Consider the following 5,765-nt stretch of genomic DNA (forward strand, 5'->3'; position numbering starts at 1 on the left):
GCCGTGCCGCCGCGCGGCCTGGCCGAGGGGATCAGCTGGCCGGAGTCGCGCACGTCGTCGAACAGGTCCTCGGGCTCAGGCAGGCGCTGGCGGTGCAGGCGGATCAGCGCCGCAGCCACGGCCTCGGGCGTGCTGTCCGCCAGGATCCGGCGGGCGAGCGTCAGGTCCTCCTCGGAGGCCGGCTCGGTGAGGATCGGATCGTCAAGCAGCCGCTGCTGGTCCTTGGCGCGGATCTCGTCGGCCAGCGGCGGCCCGGACCAGCCGGCGTCGATGCTGGCCGAGTCCAGCAGCCGCTCGGTGAACCGGCGCTTGTTGTAGGGCACGACCAGGACCGAGACGCCCTTCTTGCCCGCCCGGCCCGTGCGTCCGCTCCGGTGCAGCAGGCCCGCCTTGTTCACCGGCAGGTCGGCGTGGATCACCAGGCCCAGGTCCGGCAGGTCGAGGCCGCGGGCAGCGACGTCCGTGGCGACGCAGGCCCGGGCGTGGCCGTCGCGCAGCGCTTGAAGGGCGTCGGAGCGTTCCTTCTGGGTCATCTCGCCCGACAGCGCCACGGCCGAAAAACCCCGCTCCCGCAGCGCGCTGTGGAGATGCCGCACCCGCTCACGGGTGTTGCAGAACACCAGCGCGCCCGGGCTTTCGAAGTAGCGCAGCAGGTTGACGACCGCGTGCTCGATCTCGTTGGGCGCCACCCGGATAGCCCGGTACTCGATGTCTCCGTGCGCCTCGTCGCGGCGCAAGGTGTCGATGCGGGCGGCGTCGCGCTGGTAGCGGCGGGCCAGCGTTGCGATCTCCTTGGCGATGGTCGCCGAGAACAGGAGCGTCCGGCGCTCGGCCGGCGTGGAGTCGAGGATCTCCTCGAGGTCTTCGCGGAAGCCCAGGTCGAGCATCTCGTCGGCCTCGTCGAGGACCACCACCCGCAGGGCGGAGAGGTCGAGCGCGCCGCGCTCCAGGTGATCGCGCAGGCGGCCCGGGGTGCCGACCACCACATGGGCGCCGGCCTGCAGCGCCCGCTTCTCGGCCCGCGGATCCATGCCGCCGACGCAGGTCGCGACCCGCGCGCCGGTGTGCGCCAGCAGCCATTCCAGCTCGCGGCTGACCTGCAGGGCAAGCTCTCGGGTCGGGGCGACGACCAGGGCCAGCGGTGCGCCGGCCCGCTCGAACTGCGCCGCCTCGCCCAGCAGGCCGCGCGCCATGGCCAGACCGAAGGCCACGGTCTTGCCGGAGCCGGTCTGGGCGGAGACCAGCAGGTCGCGGCTGTCCGGCTCGCTCAGGACAGCGGCCTGCACCGGCGTCGGCTCGCTGTAGCCGTGCTGTTCGAGGGCGCGGGCGAGCGCGGGATGGGTCGGGGGAAACGGCATCGGAAGTCCTTGGGCGCGCGCGGAACCGCAGCGGACGCGCCAGAAGCCGTAGCACGCCCGACAAAGCAAGCCCCGAGGTTAGGCGGCGGGCTGCGACCCGGCCTCGGCGAAAGCCGCCTCCTCCGCCCGGATGCGCAGCCAGAGCACCGAGGCGTTGAGCAGGGAGAAGACCACGGCGTAGGCCGTCAGTCCGAAGACCAGGGGCAGCACCGCGATCTCGCCCACCACCACCGCGTAGTTCGGGTGCGATATGAACCGATAGGGACCCTTCCGCACCAGCGTCTCACCGGGCACGACGATGATGCGCGTCGTCCAGCGCGGGCCGAGCGTGGCCAGCACCCAGATCCGCAGGAGCTCCAGGACCCCGTAGACCGCCAGCCAGGCCAGGTTCGGCGGGCGATCCCAGGCCAGGATCCACAGCCCCGCGAGCCAGGCGGCGTGCAGGCCCACCATCAGCGGATAGTGTTCGGCTCCGCGCTCCACGCCGCCCTTCTCCAGGAGCTGCGCGGTGTTACGGCGCGCGACGACCAGTTCGCCCAGCCGCTGGGCGGTGACGAGACCGAGGATGAGGACCGACAGGATCATGCGGCGGCGAGCGTCACTGTGCTGGTGGTGAACCCCGGGCCCATGGCGGTGACCACCGAGCGCTTGGGCAGTCCGCCGCGGCGCATGCGGTCGAGGACGAACAGCACGGTGGGCGAGGACATGTTGCCGTGGTCGGCCAGCACCTCGCGCTCGCGGTCCAGCGCGCCTTGCCCAAGGCCGAAGGCGCCTTCGATAGCCTCGATCACCTTCATGCCGCCGGGGTGGCAGATGAAGCGGTCGACGTCCTCGACGGTGAGGTCCTGGCTCGCCAGCATGCGCTCCATGGCCGGGCGGATCTCCTTGCGGATGAACGGCGGCAGGGCGCGCGCCAGGACCACGGCCAGGCCGTTGGGGCCGACGCGCCAACCCATGATGTCGAGGGTGTCCGGCCAGGTGTGCTCGGCATAGCCGGTGACCGCCGCAAAGCCGTCCGCTCGGCCGGAGAGCACGCAGGCCGCCGCGCCGTCGGCGAAGATCGCCGTCGAGATGATGTCGACCTTGGAGAAATCCTCCATGCGGAAGGCCACGGAGCACAGCTCCACGCAGACCAGCAGCACCCGGCAGCCCGGTTGCGCCGCCGCCAGCCGGGCGGCCAGGGCGAGGCCCGTCGCGCCACCCGCGCAGCCGAGGCCGAACACCGGGATCCCCGCCGCGTCGGGCCGGAAACCCATTCGGGCGACGGCGCGCGCCTGGAGGCTGGGGGTCGACAGGCCGGTGGAGGACACGGTGACGATGACGTCGACCTCGGCGCCGGTCAGGCCGGCCTCGTCCAGCGCGCGCTCGGCGGCCTGACAGAAGAGGTCCAGCGCCACCTCGTCGTAGACCGCACTGCGGTCGGGCCAGGTGCGCGGCTCGAGGTACCATTCCACCGGCATGGCCATCTGGCGCGTAAGGACGCCGGCGTGCCGGAAGACCGGGGCCATGCGCTCGAACTGCGGGAAGCGGCCGTCAAAGAGCTGGGTGGCGGCCTCCAGCACCTCGTCCTGGCTCATGCTGTGGGGTGGCGACGCCGTGGCGAGAGACAGGAGATGGACTGGGGGGTTCATGCGGGTTCCGGTTGACGTCCCGCTGAGGCGAACCCCCAGAGGGCATTGGAGTTCCGTCTAAAGGTGGCGCCATCCCCCCTGCGCGACATCCAGCCGCACGCCATCGACGCGTACCTCGACGCCGGAGCCCGCCACGACCGCGCCGATGACCGTGAATCCTTCCGGCGCAGCGTCCGGCATCGTGCAGACCACCTCATAGTCGTCGCCGCCGGTCGCCAGGCCGATGAGGGCCGCCGACCGGTCCGGCTGGAGGTCCAGCCAGCGCCTTGCGGCGGGCGACAACGGCAAGGCGTCGAGGTCGAGGCGCATCCCGAGGCCGCTCGCCTCCGCGACATGGCCGGCGTCAGCGACCAGGCCGTCCGAGACGTCCGCCGCGGCGGTGGCGTGGTCGCGCAGGGCCTGGCGCAGGTCCAGGCGCGGGTTCGGCAACCGGTAGCGGTCCAGCAGCGAACCGTCGGGGTCGTCGATCTCGCCGCGCGCGGCCGCCAACCCGAGCGTTCCGTCGCCGATCGTGCCGCTGACGGCGACCAGGTCGCCGACCGCAGCTCCGGCGCGCCGCACCATCCGGCCCTCGGGGACCCAGCCCAGCGCCGTCAGGCTGGCGGTGAAGGGCCCCGGCGTGGAGACGGTGTCGCCGCCCAGCAGGGCGACGCCGAAGGCCTGCAGGTCCTCGCCGAGCCCGGCGGCGAACGCCTCCCGTTCCGCGGGTCCGAAGGCGTTCGGCCAGGCCACCGCGAGAAAGCATCCGAAGGGCTCGGCCGCCTTGGCCGCGAGGTCCGAGAGGTTCACCCGCAGCAGCTTGCGGGCGATCAGGTCCGACCGCTCGCCCACCGGAAAGTGCACCCCCTCGACGATGGCGTCCTTGGTGACCACCAGGTCGAAGCCCGGCCGCTGCGGCACGACCGCCGCGTCGTCCAGCAGGTCGAACGCGCCCGCCGCCCCGCCCGTCAGCGGGCGGAACAGCCGGGCGATCTCGGAGAATTCGTCGGCGCCGGACATCGGGCCCCCAAAATCAGCGTCTCGTGTCTTGCGCCACAGCATCCAGGGCGCCGTTGACGAACCCCGGCTCCGGCCCTTCGAAGAAGGATTTGGCGAGCTCGACATATTCGTCGATGACGACCTCGGTCGGCACGTCGGCGCGGTAGCTAAGCTCATAGGCGCCGGCCCGCAGGATCGCGCGCGCCGTGGCGTCGAGCCGGTCGAGCCGCCAGCCCGAGGCCAGCCGCTTGGCGATGGCGTTGTCCACGGACTTCTGGTGCTCGACCACGCCGCGCACCAGGTCGGCGAAGAAGGCCTCGTCCGCGTGCGCCAGGGTCATGTCCTCCCCGGACTCGTTGGGGACGTCGCGGTCGAAGCGGTGCTCGGCGAACTCGCGGATCACCGTCTCGGCCCCGGCGCTGGAGACTTCCATCTGATAGAGGGCCTGGACGGCGGCGAGCCTCGCCACCGAACGCGCCTGCTTGGGGACGCTCGACTTGGGGTCGGACCTCATCGCTTGCCGGCCAGGAACTGCTGGCGAAGCGAGACCATGGTCAGCGCCGCGCGGGCCGCCGCCCCGCCCTTGTCGCCCTCGCTGGGCCGCGCCCGGGCCCAGGCCTGCGCCTCGTCCTCTACGGTCAGGATGCCGTTGCCGATGCAAAGCCGCCTGGCGACCGTGAGGTCCATCAGGCCGCGCGCCGACTCGCCCGCGACGATTTCGAAATGGTAGGTCTCGCCGCGGATCACGGTCCCCAGCGCCACATAGCCGTCGTAGGGCGCGGCCGCCGCCGGCCGGTGGCCGCTTTCCTCGGCGATGGCGATGGCCCCGGGGATCTCCAGCGCGCCCGGCACCGTCACCACCTCGTAGGTGGCGCCATAGGCTTCGAGCGCATCGGTCGCGCCCTTCAGCAGCTCATCGGCCAGGTCGGAATAGAAGCGCGCCTCGACGATCAGGATGCGGGTCAGGTCTTCGCTCATCGGGGCCCCTTCGGCTCGGTCGCCGAACGCTTTAGGCCGTTTCGCGCCAGCGGGCGAGATAGCGCGCCAGCATGTCGATCTCCAGGTTCACTCGGGAGCCCGCCTTGAGCTCGCCCAGCGTGGTCACGTCCCAGGTGTGCGGGATCAGGTTCACCCCGAAGACGTCGTCCTCCACCTCGTTGACGGTCAGCGACACGCCCTCGATGGTGATCGAGCCCTTGGGGGCGATGAACCGGTGCAGCGGCCGGGGCGCGCGGATGCGCACGCGATGGGAGCCGCCCTCGCTCTCCACCGACAGGACCTCGCCCATGCCGTCCACGTGGCCGGAGACGATGTGCCCGCCAAGCTCGTCGCCGACCTTGGCCGCCCGCTCCAGGTTGACCCGCCGCCCCGCCTTCCAGGCGTCCAGCGTCGTCGCCGACAGGGTCTCGCCGGAGACCTCGACGGCGAACCAGTCCGGGCCCTTCTCCACGACGGTCAGGCAGCAGCCGGCGTGGCTGATCGAGGCGCCGATATCGACGGTGGCCAGGTCGAAGGCCGTCTCGATCTCGAACCGCCGGTCGCGGTTGGTCTCGCGCACGCTGCGCACGCGGCCCACGTCGGTGACGATCCCGGTGAACATTCAGCCTCTCTCGTAGCGCTCCCAGAGGTCGTCGCCGACCTCGCGGACCTCAGTGCGCCTGAAGTGGGGCGCATCGGCCAGCGCCGCAATCGTGAGCGCCCCCACCGCCGGGCGACCCTCTCCGCCGATCAGCATCGGCGCGCGGAACCACTCGATGGCGTCCACCAGCCCGCAACGCAGGAAGCTCGCCGCCACCTG

General features: G+C 72.0%; 8 protein-coding genes. All 8 read right to left on the bottom strand.

Translation table 11 applies throughout. The features are described 5' to 3' along the window. Positions 1-1,358: DEAD/DEAH box helicase (locus JWP28_RS07555; RefSeq protein ID WP_299541683.1), on the bottom strand; the 1,358-nt coding region annotated here is incomplete at its 3' end. A 78-nt stretch (positions 1,359-1,436) separates the two neighbouring features. After that, a complete protein-coding gene (locus tag JWP28_RS07560; protein ID WP_299541685.1) occupies positions 1,437-1,943 on the bottom strand; it encodes an isoprenylcysteine carboxylmethyltransferase family protein in 507 nt (168 codons plus the stop codon). Beyond that, positions 1,940-2,935, bottom strand: coding sequence for a 3-oxoacyl-[acyl-carrier-protein] synthase III C-terminal domain-containing protein (locus JWP28_RS07565; RefSeq protein WP_299541687.1), 996 nt, complete (start codon positions 2,933-2,935; stop codon positions 1,940-1,942). The genes JWP28_RS07560 and JWP28_RS07565 overlap by 4 nt, the downstream gene beginning before the upstream one ends. Before the next feature lie 111 nt (positions 2,936-3,046). After that, positions 3,047-3,988 (bottom strand): thiamine-phosphate kinase, encoded by a 942-nt coding sequence (gene thiL / locus JWP28_RS07570; RefSeq protein WP_299541689.1) that lies wholly within the window; start codon positions 3,986-3,988, stop codon positions 3,047-3,049. Between the two features lie 13 nt (positions 3,989-4,001). Then, positions 4,002-4,481 carry a transcription antitermination factor NusB gene (nusB, locus tag JWP28_RS07575; RefSeq protein WP_299541691.1) on the bottom strand — a complete coding sequence of 160 codons (480 nt, stop codon included), beginning with the start codon at positions 4,479-4,481 and terminating at the stop codon, positions 4,002-4,004. Next, complete coding sequence (ribH, locus tag JWP28_RS07580) at positions 4,478-4,945, bottom strand: 6,7-dimethyl-8-ribityllumazine synthase (protein WP_299541693.1); 468 nt, start codon at positions 4,943-4,945, stop codon at positions 4,478-4,480. The genes nusB and ribH overlap by 4 nt, the downstream gene beginning before the upstream one ends. 31 nt (positions 4,946-4,976) lie before the next feature. Continuing rightward, positions 4,977-5,567 (bottom strand): riboflavin synthase, encoded by a 591-nt coding sequence (locus JWP28_RS07585; protein ID WP_299541695.1) that lies wholly within the window; start codon positions 5,565-5,567, stop codon positions 4,977-4,979. Continuing rightward, positions 5,568-5,765 (bottom strand): dihydrofolate reductase family protein (locus JWP28_RS07590; RefSeq protein WP_299541697.1); only part of this gene is annotated, 198 nt, incomplete at its 5' end.

The sequence above is a fragment of the Phenylobacterium sp. genome (genome assembly GCF_028290885.1).
In the GTDB taxonomy this organism is placed as follows: domain Bacteria; phylum Pseudomonadota; class Alphaproteobacteria; order Caulobacterales; family Caulobacteraceae; genus Phenylobacterium.